Genomic DNA, 20,474 nt, shown 5'->3' on the forward strand with positions numbered 1-20,474 from the left:
TGCCTCCGGTTGCGGCTTACTGCCCGCCATCATTCACAATGACCGGCACAGGTTGCCAGCGGTAATAGAGGACCTGATAGAGCGACTCAAATGCCTGCTCAGCCTCTTCTTCATCTGCAGGAGATGGCTGGTAGGTAAACATAGACGGCTCAGCAGGAGCTGTTTCTGGAGCTACTTCCGGACTGTTCTGCCCGGGTTGCGTCTGAGCTGGCTTAGCAGGAGCTTCTGGTGACGTCAAACGAGGCTGCGGCATATCCTGAGCTTCACCGTCAACCGGCACAAACCTGGAATCCAGAGCAATATATTCTCTGAGCTGATCCAACTCACCGGAAAACGCCACTCTGAGCGTTAGTTGCTCACCCTTGACCCGGGACGCACCTGCACTTACAACCGGAGTCAGCCCCTCAAGAACCTGGGTAGCCTTGCCATAGTCCGTAACTGAGGTAACGCCGCGAAGAACAATATCAACCTGCGGCAAGTCTCCAACCTCGCCGGCTGCAACTGCGTAACGGCTGGCGTACAACTCTGCCCAACGATTAACCAACGCTTCCGCCAAAGCTTCCCGCGTATCGGCACTGACCGCCTCTTCACTACTATTAAGCTTTGCACCTTCAAACACCCAGCCTGCACGCCACTGACTACCAGAGCGGCTGACACGAACCAGAGCAAGCACATCGTGCTCAACGCCCTCTGAGGCAGTGCGGACACGACCGGTGAATTGCCCCCAGATGTCCGATAACAACTCTCTATTATCGCTGAACCCGGCTGGCGGCAGCGTCACCGGAAGCCCTCGCTCCTGAGCCGCGCGGGCAAATGCGGAAGTCCAGATTCCGGAGTCTCCGGTGTCGGCAAGTCCTTCACCCGTCCCAGTCACGAGCTTGCGAACACCGCGATCTTCTACGGCGACCCACGCCAAGGTCAGAGGACGGTTTGCACCCCAAACAGGGGCACCAATCGACGCCAGTGCACGGTTAACACCCACTGCACCAAATGCCATACTCAAACGGCTATCGCCATTTTCACCACGGAGCACCTGATAGGACAGAAGCAGGGATTCGGCATCTGCCATCAAAGCCTTGGCGCCGTCCAGTGCAAGCACCTCACGGGTGCCAGAAATTCGCACAAAAACCCGGGCTAACCCGTCTGCATAGCCCTGCGCCAGAGCATCCGGGCCGGAGCCGGTCACAGGAACCTCAACAGTATAAAGCCCTGACACCGTAACGGCTGTCGCGGGTGTGGATACTGCCACCATAAGCGCACAAATAATGGCAAGCCAAAGGGCTGATAAGGACTTTAGAGCCCGGTTCTGGTCTGGTACTGGCATGAAACACCCTGCTGTTCGCATGAATGGCGCATAGGATACACCATGGCCCGGAGCCTGAGTAGCCGACCCGGGTTGCTGAAATGCAATCTTGCCCGCGCCGGACCGCCCAGTTACTCGAATCTGCACCCGCTCGCAGCAATTGCACTTGGACCCCCACACCGCACCTGCTAAAATCCGCCGCCTGACCCACTGGCCTAATGGTTAAGATCCCCATGAGCGAACAGAAGCCTTCCCTGACCTACCGCGATGCCGGCGTTGATATTGACGCCGGTAATGAACTTGTCAGCCGCATCAAGGAAACCGCCGCACGTACCCGGCGCCCTGAGGTTCTGGGAGGGCTTGGCGGGTTTGGTGCCATGGTCGCGATTCCCCCAGGGTACAAAGAGCCAATCATGGTGTCCGGCACCGACGGCGTGGGCACCAAACTCCGACTGGCCATGCAACTTGAAAAGCACGACAGCATTGGTATCGACCTGGTCGCCATGTGCGTAAACGATCTCATTGTGGGTGGCGCAGAGCCTCTGTTCTTCCTCGACTACTACGCCACGGGCAAGCTGAATATAGACATCGCCGCAAAGGTAGTGGCGGGCATCGGCGAAGGCTGCGAACAAGCAGGCTGTGCACTGGTAGGTGGCGAAACAGCCGAGATGCCGGGCATGTATGAAGGCGACGATTACGACCTGGCCGGCTTCTGCGTTGGCGTAGCAGAGCGCAGCGAAATAATAGACGGCAGTAATGTGCGCGAAGGCGATGTTTTGCTGGCGATGGCTTCTTCAGGCCCTCACTCCAATGGTTACTCGTTGATTCGCAAAATCCTTGAAGTTAGTAACGCCGACCTCAAACAAGCTGTTGGCGACACCACTCTGGAAAACGCCCTGATGGAGCCCACTCGGATCTACGTCAAGAACGTGCTGAAGCTTATCCGACAGGTGGATGTAAACGCCCTCTCCCACATTACGGGCGGCGGTTTACCAGAGAACATTCCCAGGGTTCTGCCCAAGGGTATGATTGCCGCTATCGATACCGCAAGCTGGGAGCTGCCCCCGGTATTCCAATGGCTTAAAGAAGCCGGCGGTGTTGCCATTGAAGAAATGTACCGCACCTTTAACTGCGGCATTGGCATGATCGTTTGCGTCCCGCATAGTCAGAAAGACCTGGCCCTGGATACACTGAAGGTGCTCGGAGAGACTGCCTGGCAGGTAGGCGTTATTGAGCGCGCTGAAAACGCAGAAGAAGAGGCGGTAGTGCGCTACGCGCCGGGGTTGCTTTCAGAATGAAGGCAGACCAACCAACTCTACCCAAAATTCTGGTTTTGGCCTCCGGCAGCGGTACCAATTTCCAGGCCTTGGTAGACGCTAGCCGGGAACGGGATTTCCCCGGCCAGGTCATCGCGTTGGGCTGCAACCAGCCCAAAGCATTTGCCCTTGAACGCGCAGCCCAGGCCAACATTGAGACCTTTGTCGTTGACCATAAGGGATTTGGCTCTAGAGACGAGTTCGACGCAGCCTTAATCGCCCACATTCTGCGCTACAATCCGGATGTCATAGTGCTTGCAGGCTTCATGCGCATCCTCACCCCGAGCTTTGTGCAGGCCTTCCGCGGCAAGCTGCTGAATATTCACCCGTCACTTTTACCAAAGTACACCGGCCTGAATACTCACCAAAGAGCACTGGATGCCGGCGATGATACACACGGCGTCTCTATTCACTTCGTGACAGAAGAGCTGGATGGCGGCCCCGTAATCGCTCAAGCGGAAGTAACTGTGGCGCCTGACGACACAAGTGAAACCCTTGCCGAAAAGGTACAACGCAAAGAACACCTGTTGTACCCGATAGTTGTGCGTTGGTTTTGCGAAGGCCGGATTCAGCTGGGCAGCGATTTTGTGCTGTTCGACGGCCAGGTAATGAAAACGCCCATGCGCCTCCCCGATAATTAAGGCGCACCTTACCAGACTGTCACCACACAGTGCCCACCGACCCGCTAGACTTTCATCATACTTGAAGGATTCGAGGTCAACGAAATGCTCCCAACTCGAAGTACTGTGCACGCCCTGAAAACAAGCCGAAACATCGCAGCCAGCCTTCTGTGCACGCTGGCTTTGTTGCTGACGAGCGCTGCGCAGGCGGAGTCGGCCCCGGATCTATTTCCTTTTGAGGTCAGTTATGGCGCCTCCATGGAAAAGGGCGTCTCCCTTAATGGCAGCGCGAAACGCATCCTCACCTCCCAAGGCAATGATGTATGGCTCTACCGAACAGAGGTGAAGTCTTTTATAGCAGACCTGGACGAATCCCTGGTACTGAAATGGGAAGATGGCAAGGTTGTTCCCCTCAGGTACCGGTATCGCCTGTCCGGCCTCCTTATCAAGGACAGAAAGCAGTCTATCGATTTCGACTGGAAGGCCGGAGTAGCTACGGGAGATTACAGAGGCAAATCATTCAAGGTGGAGCTGCAGGAAGGTATTCTCGACCCTCTTGGATTTCAGGTACAACTGCACCAGGATGTTCTGAACGGTAAGCGTGAGATGGAGTATCAGGTTCTGGATCGCGGCAAAATCGACAGCGAGCGGTTTGCCGTTGTGAATGATGATGCCAGTGGCACCGATGACTCCCGTTCTTCACTCCTCAAAGCCGAGAAGATTCGTGAAAACTCCAAACGAGAGACGTTGATGTGGTTTGATCCGGACAGCGAATTCGTACTGGTGCGTCTGCTCCAGGTGGAACCAGACGGCAGCAAGTACGAACTCAAGCTCAAGAGTGTGGACCTGGGAGGTTAAACCTCCCGATCCACTTCGGCCCACACAGCCTTAACTTCGTCCGCAATAATTCGCAGCCCTTGCGCCACCCGCTCATCGTCCTGGGAATAGGTCACGCGCAAGCATTCATCGCGATGCTTCCAGCCATCCTCAGGCAAACCGGGGAAGAAGTAATGCCCCGAAACCACCAGTACCCCACGGGCCTTTAGCCTCTGGTATAACTCCAGGCTGGTAATGGGCAACTCCGGGAACCACAACCACAGGAACATGGCACCCTCAGGCTTGTGTACGTACCAGCGGCAACTGTCTTCACCCATAGCCTCACGAAACGCTGCTACTGCCCGCTCCATCTTCCGCTTATAAAATGGGCAAACCACATCCCGGCTCAATGACAGAATTTCTCCGGAACGAACCAGCGGCTCGGCCAGCATGGCACCAAAGCTCCCCGTGGCCAGGTTCATGATCGCGTTAATTCCAGACAAGGCTTTTATGACGGGCGCTGCAGCAATCACAATCCCGGTACGAGCTGCCGGCAAGCCAAGCTTGGACAAACTCAGGCACAGGATAATCTGTTCGTTCCAGGTGGGCTTGGCATCTACAAACAACAGGCTTGGGAAAGGTGTACCGTAAGCTCCATCCACAATCAGAGGTATGTTGTGCTGGCGCGCCATCTCCTCCAATCTGGCCAACTCTTCGTCAGTCACCACGTTGCCGGTCGGGTTGGTTGGCCGGGAGACACAGATGGCACCTGTTTCTCCCGTGACTTCTACCGCGTCAAAGTCCACACGGTATTTGAATTCGTGAGCATCGGTGAACGAAATGTCAGGCTGCACAGCGTGAAACAATCCCGGCTCAATACCGGCGTCTGCGTAACCTATATACTCTGGCGCCAGCGGCAGCAGTATATGCTTGCGGTGACCTTCGCCATAATCGCCACCAAACATGTTAAACAACATGAAGAAGGCAGCCTGGCTGCCGTTGGTCAGGGCGATATTTTCCGGTTTAAGATCCCAGCCATACTCTCGGCTTAGCAGGTCTGCCAGTGACGCAATGAACTGCTTTTCTCCCTGAGGGGGATCGTATATTCCCACCAGTCGGCGAACATCGTTTTCACTCTTACTCATATCCGCCAGAATTTCCTGCACCCGCGCCTGAATTTCAGGGATGTGCCCCGGATTTCCGCCTCCCATCATGATCATATCGTCGCCCGACGCCATCGCATTACCCAGGTCATCCATCAATGAGGTGATGCCTGCGTCGGCAGTGAACTTACGGCCAAAAGTGGAGAGTTTCATGGGGTTGCTTCCATAGGTCGGAACTGAACATTTAGCGGGATTAATGTAAGCCTGTTCTGAAAACGGGAGGGATTCAGTCTCCTGGCGAGATACCAAGATTGCTGACGCCCTCATTGGCAGCCATTTCCCTGATTTCGGAGATGAACTGCTCTACTGGCGTGCGCTGGCGTTTCAGCTCAAGCACCAGGTTGCGCTGGAAGGCTTTATCTTCTTTCATCAGGGGGTGTGAGTCGAGCAAGCGAACCAGCTCATATTCTTCCAGCCCTTCACCTTCAGACAACTCAATAAAACTCATCACCGTGCTTGTTGCCAGTTGTGAGGCTTCTGTGGCCCGATGTTTTGAGGGATTCAGTCGATTCAGCAGTGCCTGCTCCAGCAACTGGCAGAAATCAAACGCCGGGTAGACGCCGTAGGCGTCGTAGGCCTCAACATCCGGAGATAAGGCTTCGAGTTTCACCAGCAGTTGCGGTATGGCAGATTCGGTTGCATCCTGCTGGAGTGTGCCCCACGCAAGATCGAGTATCTGGTGCATTTTGCCGCCGGTTTTCAGGTCAACCGCTTCGGCAAAGAGCGCGTAATTAGGAAATGATCGCTCGGCAAGTGCCAGCAGGAAGGCGCATTCACGCCATCCCTGCAACTGGGCTACAGCTTTAAGAAACTGGTTGGCGTTCATGTTTTTGGCAGCGTTACGCCGGTCTGGCCAAAGTACTTTCCGCCTCGGTCTTTGTAGCTGGTCTCACAAACTTCGTCAGACTCAAAGAATAGCATCTGAGCGACGCCTTCGTTGGCGTAAATTTTCGCCGGTAGGTTGGTGGTGTTGGAAAACTCCAGGGTTACGTGCCCTTCCCACTCTGGTTCCAGCGGCGTGACGTTTACGATGATACCGCAGCGTGCGTAGGTAGATTTACCGAGGCAGATGGTGAGTACGCTGCGCGGAATTCGAAAGTATTCGACGGTGCGCGCAAGGGCAAAGGAGTTCGGTGGGATGATGCAAACGTCGCCGGTGAAGTCTACGAAGCTTTTTTCGTCGAAATTTTTGGGGTCGACGGTGACTGAGTGCACGTTGGTGAAGATTTTGAATTCGTTGCTGCAACGTACGTCGTAGCCGTAGCTTGAGGTGCCGTAGGAGATAACTCGGCCTTGCTCACCGTCACGAACCTGGCCGCTTTCGAAGGGCTCGATCATGCGGTGCTGTTCAGCCATTCGGCGAATCCACTTGTCAGCTTTGATGCTCATGGCGAAATCTCGTTTCTACTTGGGAAAATTGGGGCGTAGTTTACCTGTTCGATTGGGTTCTGTCGAAGCCTCGCTGTGCCGCCCAGAGGGTTCTGGTTTTGGGGGCTGCAGTCACGGGAAAGGCGGTTCAAAAACCGCTTCAAGCACATCCATGTGGGCTTGTCTCCGGCCATCCCTGGCCTACGACATTTTTGAACCGCCTTTCCCGTGACTGCGATCAGACCACCGAGCAGTCCGCTGCGCAAACCAGCCCCCAGCTCTTATCTAGTGTGACTTCACAGACACACTAGAAATAGCCCCGCTCAGGTTTCGCTCCCTTGTGGAAAGCTCTGCCCCAACCCGGCGGGCGATGTCGCGATAACGGAGTGCCACTTCGGACTCAGGTACGGCAACCACAGTGGGCATACCGCCGTCGGTTTGTTCGCGAATGGTCATGTGCAAGGGCAATTGGCCCAGCAGGGTTGTTTCGTATTCATCAGCAATGCGTTCACCACCGCCAGCTCCGAAGAGGTGCTCTGCATGGCCACAGTTGCTGCAGATGTGCACGCTCATGTTTTCCACAACACCCAGCACAGGGATTTCAACTTTTCGGAACATTTCTATACCGCGCTTGCCGTCGAGAAGTGCTATGTCCTGAGGAGTGGTGACGATCACCGCACCGGTAACCGGGACTTTCTGTGCCAGGGTGAGCTGAATGTCGCCGGTACCTGGGGGCATGTCGACGATCAGATAGTCAAGTTCATCCCACAGGGTTTGCTGCAAGAGTTGCATAACAGCGCCACTGACCATCGGGCCGCGCCATACCATAGGGGTTTTGTCGGTGGTCACGAAGGCCATGGACATGCATTGGAGGCCATGGGCATCCATGGGTACGAAATACTTTTCTTCTCGCACGTCCGGGCGCTTGCCTTCGGGGACCCCAAGCATCATGCCAATGCTGGGGCCGTATATATCGGCATCAAGAACGCCTACACGAGCACCCTCGGCATGGAGTGCGAGGGCCAGATTGACGGCTGTTGTGGATTTACCCACGCCGCCTTTGCCCGATGCGACAGCTACGATGTTTTTGACACCGGGAACAGATGGCAGATCTTTTTGCACCTTGTAGGAGTGAATTTTCTGAGCCACATGAACCTCAGCAGATTCAACCCCGTCAACATTTTCCAGCGCATTGGCAACTAACTGCTTCAAGCCACCTGCGATCCCTTTTGACGGGTATGGCAGCTCTATCATTACCGTAACCTTGCCTGCTTCATCAGCTACCAGTGACTTTACGGCACCCAGGTCATAAAGATCCTTTTCCAGGTACGGATCTCGGTATTCACGCACGGCCGCTTGCAGGGCCTGCTCTGAAATTTGTGTCATCTGGCTCTCCGGAAATAAGCTCATGCGGGTTTTCAGCATGAAAACAGGTGTTTCGGGTGAAAATTATCTGTTCAAAAGGTATCATCTGTGCCCGTTTCTGACCATACAACCCTTACTCTGATGAAAGGTTCGGATACACCATGACGCAAGCGAGTTCAAAGCAACAGCGCGATATTCTGGTTACCAGCGCACTGCCCTACGCCAACGGCCCCATTCACCTGGGCCATCTGCTGGAATACATTCAGACCGATATCTGGGTGCGCTATCAGAATATGCGAGGCCACACTTGCTACTACGTTTGCGCCGATGATGCCCACGGCACCGCCATTATGCTCCGTGCCGAGCGGGAAGGCATCACGCCCGAGCAGCTGATTGACCGGATCCGTGAAGAACATCAGCAGGATTTCTCCGGGTTCCACATCCGCTTTGATAACTACTACACCACCCATTCGGAAGAAAACCGGTACTTCTCTGAGTACATCTACCGCCAGTTACAGAAAAACGGCAATATCGCGACTCGTGACATCACCCAGTTCTTCGATCCTGAGAAGAACATGTTTCTTGCGGATCGCTTCATCAAGGGCACTTGCCCCAAGTGTAAAACCGACGATCAGTATGGCGATAATTGTGAAGCTTGCGGCGCAACCTACACCCCGGCCGAGCTGATCAACCCTCGCTCTGCTGTGTCCGGTGCCACGCCGGTAGAGAAAGACTCGGAGCACTACTTCTTCAAACTGCCGGAATTCACCGAATTCCTGACTCAGTGGACTCGCAGTGGCGCCTTGCAACCTCAAGTCGCCAACAAGCTGGCTGAATGGCTGGATGCAGGTCTCCAGGAATGGGACATCAGTCGCGATGCGCCCTATTTTGGTTTTGAAATTCCCGATGCCCCTGGCAAGTTTTTCTATGTATGGCTGGATGCGCCTATCGGCTACCTCGCAAGCTTCAAAAACTTCTGCAACCGGGAAGACGTGGATTTCGAACACTTCTGGAAGGTAGATTCCACTGCCGAGGTCTATCACTTTATCGGCAAGGACATTATCAACTTCCACGCCCTGTTCTGGCCGGCCATGCTGCACGATGCAGGCTTCCGCACGCCAACAGCGGTCTGGGCCCACGGTTTTGTAACGGTTAACGGCAAGAAGATGTCCAAATCCCGGGGCACGTTCATTATGGCCCGCACCTATCTGGACCACCTGAACCCGGAATATCTGCGCTACTACTTTGCAGCCAAGCTGACTGGCGGCGTGGACGATATGGACCTGAATCTCGAGGACTTTGCCGCACGAGTGAATTCAGATCTGGTTGGCAAGGTAGTCAACATTGCCAGCCGCAGTGCCGGTTTTATTACCAAGCGTTTTGACGGCAAGCTTGGCCAGGTAACTGAGCACGACAAGCTGAAGAAATTTATTGAAGCGGGCGAAGAGCTGGAAGCCTTTTATGAGGCTCGTGAGTTTGGGCGTGCCATGCGCCGCATCATGGAGCTGGCAGACATTGCCAACCAGTATGTTAACGATGAGCAGCCTTGGGTCGTAGCCAAGCAGGAAGGTCAGGACGAAAAACTGCAGGCCATCTGCACCAACGCCCTGAATATGTTCCACCTGTTGATGACCTACCTCGCTCCGGTGCTGCCAGAGACGGCCAAGGCTTCGGAGGACTTCCTCAACGCGAAGCTGGACTGGAACAATCGCAGCGAGCGGCTGGAAAACCACAGCATCAACAAGTTCAGCCCTCTGATGAGCCGGGTAGACATGGCACAGATCGAAAAAATGCTGGATGCGTCAAAAGAAGAGATGCCTGCAGCCATCGGCAAACCAACTCAGGCAGACAAGCAGGACACCAGCGAAGCTATTGCTGATGAAATCGAGTTTGATGATTTCGCCAAGGTGGATCTGCGGGTCGTTAAAATAGTCAAAGCCGAGCATGTGGAAGGCGCAGACAAGCTACTTCGCCTGACGCTTGACCTGGGGCAAGGCGAGCGCAACGTGTTTGCTGGTATCAAGTCTGCTTACAAGCCTGAGGATCTGGAGGGCCGTCTTACGGTCATGGTAGCCAACCTCAAACCCCGTAAAATGAAGTTCGGCATGTCCGAAGGCATGGTTCTGGCGGCTGGCCCGGGCGGCAAGGATATTTTTATCCTGTCTCCTGATTCGGGTGCCACGCCCGGCATGCGTGTGATGTAAACAAAGGTCGAGGCAGAGCGATCCGGTGATGCAACAATGACAGAATACTTACTGATCTTGGTCAGCACCATTCTGGTGAACAACTTCGTGCTGGTGCAGTTTCTTGGCCTGTGCCCCTTCATGGGGGTTTCAGGCAAACTGGAAACAGCCATGGGCATGTCTTTGGCCACCACGTTTGTGCTGACTCTGTCATCGGTATGCAGCTATCTTGCCTATACCTACCTGCTGGCGCCTCTGGATCTGGTGTTTCTGAAAACCATCACCTTCATTCTGGTGATTGCCGTGGTGGTTCAGTTCACCGAAATGGTTGTACGTAAAACCAGCCCTCTGCTCTACCGCGTGCTGGGTATTTTCCTGCCGCTGATTACCACTAACTGCGCCGTACTCGGCGTGGCACTTCTTAACCTGAACAAAAACAACAACTTCGTTGAATCAGTGCTCTACGGTTTTGGCGCTGCCGCCGGTTTCTCGCTGGTGCTGGTGCTCTTTGCCGCAATGCGCGAGCGCATTGCCGTGTCTGATGTCCCTGTGTCCTTTCAGGGCGCCGCGATTGGCATGGTTACCGCAGGGTTGATGTCACTGGCGTTCTTGGGCTTTACCGGCCTGGTCAGCGTTTAACGGAGACGCAGTATTATGTGGACAGGCATTCTTATCGCCGTTCTGGTTCTGCTGAGCCTTGCCCTGGCGTTTGGCGCTTTGCTGGGTTTTGCCTCGGAGCGCTTTCGGGTAGAAGGCAATCCACTGGTGGAACAGATCGACGCAATGCTGCCGCAAACCCAGTGTGGCCAGTGCGGATTCCCCGGCTGCCGCCCCTATGCCGAATCCATTGCAGAGGGTGGTGCCATCAATAAATGCCCTCCCGGCGGCGAATCCACTATCAAAGCGCTGGCCGACCTGCTCGATGTTGACCCCCAACCGCTGGATGCAGAACACGGAGTGGAACAGGCGCGCAGGGTTGCTGTGATACGGGAGGATGAATGTATAGGTTGCACCAAGTGCATTCAGGCCTGCCCGGTGGATGCGATTCTGGGTGCTGCAAAACACATGCACACGGTTATCGAAAGTGAATGCACAGGCTGTGATCTATGCGTGGAGCCCTGCCCGGTTGATTGCATCGACATGATCACTATCGAGCCTGATATTCGTGGATGGACCTGGTCGCAGCCCCGGATTATCACTACAGACAAACAGGAGGCCAACTCCTGATGCCCTCAACTATCAAGCTTTGGGACTTTAGCGGCGGCATTCACCCCGCAGAGAACAAGCAGGTTTCAACCCGCCGACCCATTCAAACCGCAGGTATTCCCGGGCAACTGGTGTTGCCACTGCAGCAGCATATCGGTGAGCCCGCGGAGCCTGTAGTGGCGGTTGGCGATGTTGTCCTGAAAGGCCAGAAAATAGCCGACGTAAGCCATGGCATGGGCGTTCCAGTGCACGCACCTACATCTGGCGTGATCGAGAGCATTGGTGACTACCCGGTACCTCACCCTTCCGGCATGACAGACCAATGCATCGTTTTGAAGCCAGACGGCAAGGACGAGTGGTGCGAGCGCTTCCCGATCAGCGACTACCGCACTCTTGAGCGGAATCAGGTGCTTGGCGTGATTCACTCAGCCGGTGTCGCCGGCATGGGCGGCGCGGGATTCCCTACAGATATCAAACTGAAACCACCCAGGGACCGCAAGGTTGACACGCTGATTCTCAACGGCGCGGAATGCGAGCCCTACATTACTGCCGACGACATGACCATGCGCGAGCGAGCCGACAAGGTCGTTGCCGGGCTAAAGATAATGGCCTGGATACTGCGACCCGAGCGTTGCGTGATCGGCATAGAGGACAACAAACCGGAAGCTATCGCAGCGCTGCGCGAAGCCATTCAAGGCACGCAAATTGAAATTGCGGTTATCCCGACCAAATACCCCTCTGGAGGCGAAAAGCAGCTAATCCAGGTCCTCACCGGCATGGAAGTGCCCAGTGGCGGCATTCCGGCAGATATAGGTGTCATGTGCCAGAACGTTGGTACCGCCGTAGCCGTGTCTGATGCTGTCTTCGAGGGTTCGCCGCTTATTAGCCGGGTGGTCACTGTGAGCGGTGAAGCCGCTGAAAGCCCGGGCAATTTTGAGGTATTGCTGGGCACACCCATTGCTTACCTACTGGAACAGGCAGGCTTGCAGCAAGACCGGGTCAGTCGCCTGGTACTTGGTGGCCCCATGATGGGCTACACCCTGAACACCACAGCGGTGCCGGTTATCAAGACCAGTAACTGCATCATTGCTGCGACCGTCAGTGAGCTTCCTGCACCGCCACCGGAGCAAGCGTGCATACGCTGCGGCCAATGCGCAGAGGTTTGCCCAATGGAACTGCTACCGCAGCAATTGTTCTGGCATTCCAAAGCTGCAGAGTTCGAAAAAGCAGAGCATTTGAATCTGTTCGACTGCATAGAGTGCGGTGCCTGCTCTTACGTTTGCCCCAGCTCCATCCCGCTGGTGCAGTACTATCGCTACGCCAAGGGCGAGATCCGCGTACAGCGGGCAGAACAGCTGAAAGCAGATAGAGCTCGGGAGCGTTTCGAAGCCCGCCAGCAAAGGCTTGAGCGCGAACAGCAGGAGAAAGAACTGCGCCGCAAAGAGCGCGCCAAAGCCGCTGCGGAAGCTCAGGCCTTAAAGAAAGCAGAAGCGGAGCAGTCTGCAGCGAGCGGAGAGGCTGTCGACGAGCGAGCAGCGAAATCTGCTTTGGTGGAGCAGGCCCTGGCACGCAAAAAAGCCAGCGCTGAAGCCAGCAATGCAAAGGCAGCTCCTCCCTCAGAGGCAGAGCAGGAAGCGCCCGATTTGGATGCACTGGAAAAACAGTTCTCTCAGGCGCAGTCCAAATTGGAAACCATGCAGGCCATGCTTGAAGATGCAAAAGCACAACAAGCAGACAACGTGGACAAGCTTGAACGAGCTGTTGCCAAGAACCACGACCGGGTCAAGCGGGCAGAAGAAGCCCTTGCGGATGCACGCAAAACGCTGGCAGCCCAAACTGAACCACAATCCATCAAATAATCTGAATCAGGCCCGATTTTCATGGCGTTTGTTCAACAGTCTTCACCCCATGCTCACAAGGCTCGCCCAACCTCTAAGGTGATGCTGTGGGTCATACTCGCGGCCTTGCCCGGGTTGCTGGCACAAACCCTGTTTTTCGGCTGGGGCAACCTCATCAACGTTGTCTGGTGCATCGCCATCGCTCTGGCTTCGGAAGCAGCTGTTCTCAAATTGCGCAGCAAACCGATTACGTTTGTTCTCAAGGACAACACAGCCGCCGTAACCGGGCTGCTGCTGGGGCTTTCCCTGCCACAGTTTGCACCCTGGTGGGTATCTGCTGTGGCGGTCATTTCCGCAATCGTGATTGCCAAACAGCTTTATGGTGGGCTGGGTTCTAACCCTTTCAATCCCGCCATGGTGGGTTACGCGCTGGTGCTGATCTCGTTCCCGGTGGCCATGACCACCAACTGGGCTGAACCGGCGCTGCTCTGGGACAAGGCTCCTGGCTTCGGAGATACGCTGGCAACCATTGCCTCAGGACAGCAAACCGCGGTTGACGGCTGGACCATGGCCACCCCACTTGACGAATACAAACATAAAATTGCGACCCACACTGCGGAGGAAGTTCTTGCCCACCCCACGTTCGGCAATGGTTTTGCCAGGGGCTGGGAGTGGGTTAATGCCGCCTTCCTGGCGGGTGGGCTTGTGCTGATCGGCCTCAGAATAATCAGCTGGCACATTCCAGTTGCGTTTTTGGGTTCACTGATTGTTATGAGCCTGGCCTTTGGGAGCAATGCTGATGAGTTTGCGCCACTTCCACTGCACCTGTTGGCCGGCGGCACCATGCTTGGCGCATTTTTCATCGCCACCGACCCGGTTTCTGCAGCAACCAGCCACCAGGGAAAACTGAGTTATGGCGCGGGTATTGGAATACTTGTCTATCTGATCCGTAGCTGGGGTAACTATCCGGATGCCGTTGCATTCAGCGTGTTGCTTATGAACTTTGCCGTGCCCTTTATCGATCATTACACGCCGCCACGGACCTACGGCCATCACAAGGCCCGCAGGGGCTTTTCTGGCGGAGACAGGAGCTGACCATGGCGACCATGATTCAATCAATTCGTCGCAGCGCCATTGGCCTTGGCATATTTGCAGTCATTACTGGCGGTACTATTGCGTTTACTCAGGCGTTGACCAGTGAACGTATCAAGGAGCAGGCTGCCAGAGCAGAAGCCAAAGCACTGTTTGAGATTATCCCGGAGAGTGACCACAACAACGATCTGCTCCGGGATACTCTGGTCCTGCCTGCCAGTGATCGCTTGGCCACCGAAGGGCCGGTCACAGTATGGGTAGCTCGCCAGGACGGAGAGCCAGTCGGTATGATCATGCCAGCGGTTGCACCAGACGGCTATTCAGGCACTATCAAGCTGCTGGTCGGTATCGATCTTGAAGGAAAGGTTCTGGGTGTTCGGGTTATAGCACACAAGGAAACCCCGGGGCTGGGCGACCGGATAGAAACCCGGAAATCCGATTGGGTTAAAGATTTTGAAGGGCGCTCCATTGGAAACCCCGCACCAAAGCAATGGAACGTGAAAAAGAACGGCGGTGTTTTTGACCAATTTACCGGAGCCACCATCACGCCAAGAGCCGTGGTGAAAGCCGTACAGAAATCCTTGATTTACTTCCGGCAGAACCAGCAGGCAATCCAGGCGCAACTGAACAGTGCCCCCTCCGGACAAGGCCCGGTGGTTACGCCCGGAGATCTGACAGATGAATCCCTGAACGTGGAGCAATTCTGATCATGGCAACTAAAACCTCCAGTGAGATCATTCGCGATGGGCTTTGGGACAACAACCCTGCCCTGGTTCAGGTACTGGGGCTGTGCCCGCTTCTTGCAGTTACCAGCACTGTCGTTAATGCGATTGGCCTGGGGCTTGCCACTCTGATGGTGCTGATGGGTTCGAACCTCGCAGTATCGCTGATCCGGAACTTCGTTGGTGAGTCCGTGCGGCTACCTGCATTCGTGATGATTATTGCGTCGTTCGTAACCTGTGCGGAATTGCTGATGCAGGCCTACACCTACGAGCTATACCAGATTCTGGGTATTTTTATCCCTCTCATAGTCACCAACTGCGCCATCCTTGGCCGGGCCGATGCTTTTGCCTCACGCAATGCGCCAGGCCCTGCACTGCTTGACGGTGCAATGATGGGCGCAGGCTTTCTTGTCGTGCTTATCATTCTCGGCGGTATGCGCGAACTGATCGGCCAAGGCACACTGTTTGTTGATATGCACCTGCTACTGGGCCCCATGGCGTCAGACTGGGTTATAAAGCCCTTTGCAAACTATCCGGACATGCTATTCATGGTACTGCCGCCCGGCGCATTCGTCGGTCTCGGTCTGTTGATCGCCATGAAAAATGGCATTGACCACCATCTCAAGGAACGTCAAAAGACGCTCCAGCCTGCAGCAACACCCGGCAGCAAACGCGTGCGCGTAACCGGAAACGTCTCATGATTTATCATCGGAGTCGTAACGAAACACCATGAATAAAGAAAAACGTATTGAAATATTCTCTCGCTTTCGGGATGCCAACCCCAAACCAGAAACTGAGCTGAACTACAGCAACCCGTTTGAGCTGCTCATTGCCGTCATTCTGTCGGCCCAGGCAACGGATGTCGGCGTAAACAAGGCCACAGACAAACTCTACCCTGTTGCCAATACACCCGAAGCGATACTTGCGCTTGGCGTGGATGGCTTGAAGGAATACATCAAGACCATCGGGCTCTTCAACACCAAAGCTGAAAACGTAATCAAGACATGCCGCATACTGGTTGAGAAGCACAACAGCGTTGTCCCTGATAACCGGGAGGACCTTGAAGCCCTCCCAGGTGTTGGCCGAAAAACGGCAAACGTAGTTTTGAACACGGCTTTTGGGCAGCCGGCTATGGCTGTCGATACCCATATATTCCGGGTATCCAATCGCACGGGTATCGCTCCGGGTAAAAACGTATTAGAAGTGGAAAAGCGTTTAATGCGGCTTGTACCCAAGGAGTTCCTGTTGGATGCCCACCATTGGCTGATTCTGCATGGACGTTACACGTGCGTAGCTCGAAAGCCCAGATGCGGTGCCTGCATTATTGAGGATCTATGCGAGTTCAAGGATAAAAACGATTACCAGTAAACAATCGTTTTGTGCAAAAAAGCCGGCAGTTGCCGGCTTTTTAGTGGGATGCTGAAGTAGCTCTGCTCTTACTTGCCGAGCATCTCTTTTTTCAGACTCTTCTGTGCGGGAGCATCCGATAACCAGATACCGAACAACGCCTTTTTGAACGCCAGATCACCCACAGTATCTTTTTGCTCGCCGTTTTTCAGTACCTTAACGCCTTCCCCAGGCACATAGACAAGATCAAACACATCACCTTCTTTGATCTCTTCTTTGAACACAGACATGAACTGATCAATATCGGCTTTAACCGATGACATATCACCATCTGTTGAGGCCTCAAAGCCTTCCATGGTTGCTTCAGTCATGCGGTCGCTGGTGATCATGCCAGAGATAATGTGCAGCGTGATAGCCTGGGGTTCATCCGCTTCAACAACGGCAGTACCATCATTCTGCGCCTGGGGCACATAAAGGCTGCCTACATACAGATCCATGAAAAACTTGGACCGGGTACCCGCGCCGTTCAACTGCAGCTCAGTACTGCCAGCGGTATAAGTATCCGGAACATCAACACCGCCAACCGTCAGTGCTGCAACAGGTGTTGAGAGTGTGGCCGCCAACATAAGAGATGCAAAGCCTGTCAAAAACGCTTTTTTCATAGTCCTTTCCTTTTCAGTCATTATTATGAGAATTCATTCGTCACCAAGTACAAATCCTTAGCCCCGGCGCAGCTATTCTACCAACGACCGCGCGAGGTGAAGCGCCACCTGGTTCTCATTTGCAGGGTTACTTTTTGCGAGCTATTTTTGCAGAACTACTTTTCAGCGCCAGTAAAACACAAAACGCCGACCATGATGCATGGCCGGCGTTCAGGGTGCTGCGTCAGAAAGGCTATTTAAATAGCAGATTTCCTGTGAGCCCTTCTTTTTCCAGGATTTCACGTAGACGCCTCAATGCTTCTACCTGAATCTGGCGAACCCGCTCCCGGGTCAGACCAATTTCCTGACCAACCTCTTCCAACGTGCTAACCGGGTAACCCCGAAGACCAAATCGCCGGGACAGCACTTCCTGCTGCTTTTCGCTTAGCTGGTCTATCCACTTTCCAATGCAGGCGGTCATGTTATTTTCCTGCAACACATCAGCAGGGTCAGTCGCGCCTTCGTCTGCAACCGTATCAAGTAGGGATTTCTCGCCACCAGGGCCAATGGGTGTATCCATGGAGGCAACACGTTCATTCAGGCCAAGCATTCGTTTTACATCATTGACTGGTTTGCCGACCAACTGGGCAACTTCTTCAGCCGTAGGCTCATGATCAAGCTTCTGTGTCAGTTCTCGAGCCGCCCGCAGGTAAAGGTTTAGCTCTTTAACCACGTGAATAGGCAACCGGATGGTGCGGGTCTGATTCATAATGGCCCGCTCAATGGTCTGACGGATCCACCATGTTGCATAGGTAGAGAAACGGAAGCCTCGCTCTGGGTCAAACTTCTCAACCGCACGAATCAGGCCGAGGTTACCCTCCTCAATCAGGTCAAGCAGGGTCAGGCCGCGATTCACATAGCGCCGTGCTATTTTCACAACCAGCCGAAGGTTACTTTCAATCATTCGCTTACGGCCGGACTCCTCCCCTTTGCGCGCAAGGCGTGCAAAGTAGACCTCTTCTTCCGGGGTCAGGAGTGGTGAAAAACCAATTTCGTTAAGATAGAGCTGTGTAGGATCCAGCTGCTTGGAGGCATTACTGTAGTAACTACCTTTGGTAGAGAACTTCCCTTCAACTTCAGTAGCTTCTGGAGCTACCTTATCGTTTTCTTCTTCTGCGAGAAGCTGTTCCTCAGAGTCTTCAACGTCTGTAGAGCCATCAACATCTGTTATGCGATCAATAATGATATCTTCTTGTTCTGCTGACATATCTCTTACCCCGCCTTTCAACAATCCTGGTTTTCGCCCGATACTTCTTTTTATTGCGGGCATTGGATACTTCGCATTTCTTCAGGACTTCTTCAATGGCCTGTATGAGCTACAGCCACCTTTTCTTGTTATTTGTCGCACCGAATTTGTCACTAGCGCGGCGGAAGGTAGTGTGCTGGATCAACCGGGTTTCCATTTTTACGAATTTCAAAATGTAACTTGGGCCTATCTACACCACTACTACCAAGCTCTGCTATGACTTGCCCGGCTTTTACACCTTCTCCTTCGCTGACCAGTATTTTCCGGTTGTGAGCATAAGCACTCAGATAACGCTCGTTATGATTCACAATAATCAAATTGCCGTATCCGAGCAAACCATTGCCGGCATAGACCACACTTCCATCTGCGGCAGCTCTAACAGCATCCCCGGCTTTCCCCGCAATATCAACGCCTTTGTTGACTTTTCCGGATGCTGAATAGCTTGCAATTACGGTGCCAGAGTGTGGCCAGCGCCATGAAACACCTGCCACAGTTTGGGTTCGTGTCGCTAATGGTGCAGAGGTATCAGGCTTTCGAGTAACTGCAGGCTTCCGGGTATTTGCAGGAGTTGGCACAGGGGGCTTTGCCCGAGAAGCCCCAGCCGAGGTAGTCGCAGTTGGTCTGGCTGGCTGTGTTGCTACCCGTGAATTGCTGCTGGGTTGGGCTGTACCGCGAAGGTCCAGGCGAAGCACCTGCCCAGCGCGGATAGTCCAGGGCGAACTGATGCCATTGGCGCTTCCCAGTTCGCGGTAATCGCGACCATAAGTCCAGGCAATCCCGTACAAGGTCTCGCCCGGGCGCACCACATGGCGCCCCCAATACACCGGGGGATTATAGATATCATCCTGATGAATGGCTTGGGTATTACAACCAGACAAGGAACCCGAGAGCAACAAGAGCCCTAACAGGAACAGGCAGGTTCGACTGTTTTGAGAAACCCACAAGGTTAACTGGGCACCAACGAGGAACCGCGGGGAAGCCGACTGTGCGGCTTTAGCTGACCCACGAAATGATCTCACAGGAATAGCACCAGCTCGGTTAGGAATAATCTTTACAGGCTCTGAATCTGATCAAAGAAGATCCTGAAGTTTCAAAAGTAACTCGCTAATTTATTACACATTTTAAAATCAATTCCAAGTTACTTACCGGCTATCTCTGTTACCTGCTCCGCCCTTTGTTACGGCTGGGAACAACAGCATGCCTGAAAAGGTAACACGACTTAACAACTGCGATCGCCTGACACTTGTTCAGTTTTCGGCTTACGCCCTCCAAGCCACTCAATCAGAAGAACAAGCGCCAGGCCTGTTGCGGCTGCTGCCAAAGCCATGAAAATCTGCGGGTCTGTGCCAGTCAGATCAAGAAATTCCCAAGGGCTGATACTGACCTCGGTCAGGGGCACCTGCTCACCCGAGCTGTTGGTTCGCCAGCTAAGCGTTTCTTTCCAGGGCCAGACTTTGTTCAATGCGCCGATCATAAAACCGGTAAGCAAGGCCAAAACATGGTCGTGGTACTTGTGGAAAGCCCATGTGATGAGCCTTGCAACAGACAGGAGCCCCACCAGACAACCTGCCATAAACAAGAGCAACACGGTGATCTCAAGGGATTTAATGGCTGCAAGAACCGGAGCGTACATACCGATAATAACCAGAATGAAACTGCCAGAAATGCCGGGCAGAATCATCGCGCATATCGCGACAGCGCCAGCAGCGAAAAACGTCAGCGCCGATGGATTAACCTGGCCTGCAGACAAGGTTGTGATCCACCATGCGGCGGCAATACCAAACACAAGAGGCCAGACCAGCGATGCCCGATAATGCCTCGCCTGACGCCCAACGTGCCAGACAGACGCAACGATCAGCCCAAAGAAAAAGCTCCAGATCAGGATTGGATACTCGGCCAGCATGTAGCTGATCCCGGAGGCCAGAGTCACAATGCTGACAAGAATGCCCAGCAGCAGCGTAGCGAGAAAAGTGCCATCACAAGCCTGCCAGAAGGACCTTGCATTGCCCCGGAGCAGATCCTTGAACACAGCTCCCGGAACAGCATTGATCGCCTCCAAAAGCCGGAAGTAAATGCCGGTTATGAATGCCACGGTGCCCCCGGATACACCAGGAACAATATCCGCCGCTCCCATCGCCATGCCTCTGAGAAACACTGAGGCGGGGTGTTGCGTGTGGGCCGAACATTT

20 protein-coding genes are annotated in these 20,474 nt (G+C 54.2%); 11 read left to right on the forward strand and 9 right to left on the reverse strand.

The features are described from left to right. Nucleotides 1-16 precede the first annotated feature (16 nt). A complete protein-coding gene (locus RKA07_RS08780; protein ID WP_310966138.1) occupies nucleotides 17-1,324 on the reverse strand; it encodes a DUF2066 domain-containing protein in 1,308 nt (435 codons plus the stop codon). A gap of 212 nt (nucleotides 1,325-1,536) precedes the next feature. On the opposite strand from RKA07_RS08780, the gene purM reads away from it, so the two are divergent. The 3 genes from purM to RKA07_RS08795 all read left to right on the forward strand — a co-directional run bounded on the left by purM (nucleotide 1,537) and on the right by RKA07_RS08795 (nucleotide 4,097). Further along, entirely contained in the window at nucleotides 1,537-2,601 is a 1,065-nt protein-coding gene (gene purM, locus RKA07_RS08785; protein WP_200371023.1) for a phosphoribosylformylglycinamidine cyclo-ligase, read from the forward strand. Continuing rightward, nucleotides 2,598-3,260, forward strand: coding sequence for a phosphoribosylglycinamide formyltransferase (gene purN / locus RKA07_RS08790; protein ID WP_200371021.1), 663 nt, complete (start codon nucleotides 2,598-2,600; stop codon nucleotides 3,258-3,260). Before purM ends, purN begins: the two co-directional genes overlap by 4 nt. 84 nt (nucleotides 3,261-3,344) lie before the next feature. Next, entirely contained in the window at nucleotides 3,345-4,097 is a 753-nt protein-coding gene (locus tag RKA07_RS08795) for a DUF3108 domain-containing protein (RefSeq protein WP_310966139.1), read from the forward strand. On the opposite strand, the gene RKA07_RS08800 is transcribed toward RKA07_RS08795, so the two are convergent. The 4 genes from RKA07_RS08800 to apbC form a co-directional block, all read right to left on the reverse strand. Next, nucleotides 4,094-5,371 (reverse strand): valine--pyruvate transaminase, encoded by a 1,278-nt coding sequence (locus RKA07_RS08800; protein WP_200371019.1) that lies wholly within the window; start codon nucleotides 5,369-5,371, stop codon nucleotides 4,094-4,096. The two genes, RKA07_RS08795 and RKA07_RS08800, sit on opposite strands and share 4 nt — an antisense overlap. A gap of 73 nt (nucleotides 5,372-5,444) precedes the next feature. After that, nucleotides 5,445-6,044: a YjaG family protein gene (locus RKA07_RS08805; protein ID WP_310966140.1), complete on the reverse strand. Its 600-nt coding sequence runs from the start codon at nucleotides 6,042-6,044 to the stop codon at nucleotides 5,445-5,447. Further along, a complete protein-coding gene (gene dcd, locus RKA07_RS08810) occupies nucleotides 6,041-6,607 on the reverse strand; it encodes a dCTP deaminase (RefSeq protein WP_200371017.1) in 567 nt (188 codons plus the stop codon). The genes RKA07_RS08805 and dcd overlap by 4 nt, the downstream gene beginning before the upstream one ends. 264 nt (nucleotides 6,608-6,871) lie before the next feature. Then, nucleotides 6,872-7,972 carry an iron-sulfur cluster carrier protein ApbC gene (apbC, locus tag RKA07_RS08815; protein WP_200371016.1) on the reverse strand — a complete coding sequence of 367 codons (1,101 nt, stop codon included), beginning with the start codon at nucleotides 7,970-7,972 and terminating at the stop codon, nucleotides 6,872-6,874. A gap of 140 nt (nucleotides 7,973-8,112) precedes the next feature. On the opposite strand from apbC, the gene metG reads away from it, so the two are divergent. The 8 genes from metG to nth are packed head-to-tail and all read left to right on the forward strand — an operon-like array spanning nucleotide 8,113 to nucleotide 16,360. Further along, nucleotides 8,113-10,155, forward strand: coding sequence for a methionine--tRNA ligase (gene metG, locus RKA07_RS08820; protein ID WP_310966141.1), 2,043 nt, complete (start codon nucleotides 8,113-8,115; stop codon nucleotides 10,153-10,155). 36 nt (nucleotides 10,156-10,191) lie between these two features. Beyond that, complete coding sequence (gene rsxA / locus RKA07_RS08825; protein ID WP_200204228.1) at nucleotides 10,192-10,773, forward strand: electron transport complex subunit RsxA; 582 nt, start codon at nucleotides 10,192-10,194, stop codon at nucleotides 10,771-10,773. A 15-nt stretch (nucleotides 10,774-10,788) separates the two neighbouring features. Then, nucleotides 10,789-11,361 (forward strand): electron transport complex subunit RsxB, encoded by a 573-nt coding sequence (gene rsxB, locus RKA07_RS08830; RefSeq protein WP_200204224.1) that lies wholly within the window; start codon nucleotides 10,789-10,791, stop codon nucleotides 11,359-11,361. After that, on the forward strand, nucleotides 11,361-13,199 hold the full coding sequence (gene rsxC, locus RKA07_RS08835; RefSeq protein WP_310966142.1) for an electron transport complex subunit RsxC: 1,839 nt from the start codon (nucleotides 11,361-11,363) through the stop codon (nucleotides 13,197-13,199). Before rsxB ends, rsxC begins: the two co-directional genes overlap by 1 nt. 21 nt (nucleotides 13,200-13,220) lie before the next feature. After that, nucleotides 13,221-14,273 carry an electron transport complex subunit RsxD gene (gene rsxD / locus RKA07_RS08840; RefSeq protein ID WP_310966143.1) on the forward strand — a complete coding sequence of 351 codons (1,053 nt, stop codon included), beginning with the start codon at nucleotides 13,221-13,223 and terminating at the stop codon, nucleotides 14,271-14,273. A 2-nt stretch (nucleotides 14,274-14,275) separates the two neighbouring features. Further along, nucleotides 14,276-14,977, forward strand: a complete 702-nt coding sequence (gene rsxG / locus RKA07_RS08845; protein ID WP_310966144.1) for an electron transport complex subunit RsxG — start codon at nucleotides 14,276-14,278, stop codon at nucleotides 14,975-14,977. Nucleotides 14,978-14,979: 2 nt separating this feature from the next. Then, entirely contained in the window at nucleotides 14,980-15,693 is a 714-nt protein-coding gene (locus tag RKA07_RS08850) for an electron transport complex subunit E (RefSeq protein WP_310966145.1), read from the forward strand. 28 nt (nucleotides 15,694-15,721) lie between these two features. Continuing rightward, entirely contained in the window at nucleotides 15,722-16,360 is a 639-nt protein-coding gene (nth, locus tag RKA07_RS08855; RefSeq protein WP_200370995.1) for an endonuclease III, read from the forward strand. 68 nt (nucleotides 16,361-16,428) lie between these two features. Here nth and RKA07_RS08860 read toward each other — a convergent pair whose 3' ends face one another. The 4 genes from RKA07_RS08860 to RKA07_RS08875 form a co-directional block, all read right to left on the reverse strand. Then, the gene (locus RKA07_RS08860) at nucleotides 16,429-17,001 is read right to left on the reverse strand and encodes a chalcone isomerase family protein (protein ID WP_200204188.1); all 573 of its coding nucleotides are present in this window, start codon (nucleotides 16,999-17,001) and stop codon (nucleotides 16,429-16,431) included. Between the two features lie 232 nt (nucleotides 17,002-17,233). Continuing rightward, entirely contained in the window at nucleotides 17,234-18,247 is a 1,014-nt protein-coding gene (rpoS, locus tag RKA07_RS08865) for an RNA polymerase sigma factor RpoS (protein WP_310966146.1), read from the reverse strand. A gap of 152 nt (nucleotides 18,248-18,399) precedes the next feature. Further along, entirely contained in the window at nucleotides 18,400-19,230 is an 831-nt protein-coding gene (locus RKA07_RS08870) for a peptidoglycan DD-metalloendopeptidase family protein (protein WP_310966147.1), read from the reverse strand. Between the two features lie 275 nt (nucleotides 19,231-19,505). After that, nucleotides 19,506-20,426, reverse strand: a complete 921-nt coding sequence (locus tag RKA07_RS08875; protein WP_227715370.1) for a DUF368 domain-containing protein — start codon at nucleotides 20,424-20,426, stop codon at nucleotides 19,506-19,508. Between the last annotated feature and the right edge of the window lie 48 nt (nucleotides 20,427-20,474).

The sequence above is a fragment of the Marinobacter xiaoshiensis genome, from assembly GCF_031631795.1.
Lineage (GTDB): Bacteria > Pseudomonadota > Gammaproteobacteria > Pseudomonadales > Oleiphilaceae > Marinobacter > Marinobacter xiaoshiensis.